At 70.6% G+C, this 1515-nt stretch carries 1 protein-coding gene; it reads right to left on the reverse strand.

Annotation, left to right across the window (positions count from 1 at the left end):
• Positions 1-33: 33 nt before the first annotated feature.
• Positions 34-1430, reverse strand: a protein-coding gene (locus ID804_RS12100; RefSeq protein ID WP_370428832.1) for an IS3 family transposase whose coding sequence is annotated in 2 segments (ribosomal slippage) — positions 34-1094 and positions 1094-1430 — 1398 coding nt in all. Because the reading frame shifts where the segments join, the coding sequence is not laid out codon by codon here.
• Positions 1431-1515 lie beyond the last annotated feature (85 nt).

Genomic DNA, 1515 nt, shown 5'->3' on the forward strand with positions numbered 1-1515 from the left:
CGGAAAGTGTCAAGGCGGGTGAGACAGATTCCGTCAGGCGGTCTGTATGAGGGCCTCCTGTGAGGGCTGGTTGATCCAGGCGGCCTCGGGCAGCTTGGGCGCCTGGGGTCGGCGGTGGCCGAAGCGCTCGGGACGGGCGGCGTAGGCCGCGTCCAGGGTGGCCTGGCGCTGGGCGCGGACCTGCCCGGCGGTGCCGAAGTGGACGCTGGCGGGGGTGTGCAGCCCGATCCCGCAGTGGCGGTGCTCGTGGTTGTAGTAGGCGAAGAACTGCTCGGCGAACGCGCCGGCGTCGGCCAGGGACCCGAAGCGCTCGGGGAAGACCGGGGCGTACTTCAGCGTCTTGAACGCCGCCTCGCTGTAAGGGTTGTCGTTCGACACGTGCGGGCGGGAGTGCGACCTGGCCACCCCGAGGTCGACGAGCAGCTGAGCGACCGGTTTGGAGGTCATCGAGGTCCCGCGGTCGGCGTGGATCGCCTCCGGCACGCCATGGATGCCCATGGCGTGCTCGAGCAGGTTCTTGGCGATCTCGGCGTCCTCGCGGGCCGCGATGGTCCAGCCCACGACGAACCTGGAGAAGATGTCGAGCACGACGTACAGGTCGTAGTACACGCCCCGCTCCGGCCCCTTGAGCTTTGTGATGTCCCAACTCCACACCTGCCCCGGCGCCGTCGCGACGAGCTCGGGCCGGGTCCGGGGCGGGTGGCTCGCCTGCCGGCGCCGTTCCCCGGCCATGTCGTGCTCGCGCAGGATCCGGTGCATCGTGGACATCGAGCACAGGTAGGTGCCCTCGTCCAGCAGCGTGGCCCAGACCTGGGCGACCGACTTGTCCGCGAACCGCTGGCTGGTCAACACGGCCAGCACGTGGGCCCGCTCGGCGGCGGACAGCTTGTTCGCCGGTGCCGGCCGCGGTGTCCGTGGACGTGGCGGTGGCGGGTTCTTGGCCCGGTAGTGACTGGCGCGGGAGCGACCCAGCAGCGCGCACGCAGCCGCGGTGCCGACGTGCTCGGCCAGCCCGTCGACGGCCGGGTTGATCACCGCGGCGACCGCGGCGGCTTGTCCGCGCTCTCGGAGAGCGTCTCCAAGAGCGCGTGTGCTTTTCCCATCAGGTCCAGCGCCGCCCTGGTCTTGGCCAGCTCGGCCTCGGCCTTCTCCGCCCGGGCCCGTAGCGCCTGCAGCTCCCGCTCGCGCCGGTCCCGCGGCTTGCTGCCCAGCCCGGACAGCGAGCCGGCGGCCGCGGCCTTGCGCCACTCGATGATGTGGGAGGTGTACAGGCCCTCCCGGCGCAGGATCTCCCCACGCCCAGAGCGGTCCGCGGCGTCGTACTCGGCCAGGATCGCCGCTTTGAACTCGGCGGTGAACGTCCGCCTCTTGGGCCGGTCAGCACGAGGAGCCATAGCCCCATCATCGGTGCCGACGTCAGCAACCGTCATCGTCATCTCAGTATTGGTCCGTTCTCGCCCCGTGCAGTGCGAAGGTCAGCAGTGCTGGTGTCTCACCCCATCCTGACGCACAGGG

The sequence above is a fragment of the Microcella alkalica genome (assembly GCF_014595885.1).
Taxonomy (GTDB): Bacteria; Actinomycetota; Actinomycetes; order Actinomycetales; family Microbacteriaceae; genus Microcella; species Microcella alkaliphila_B.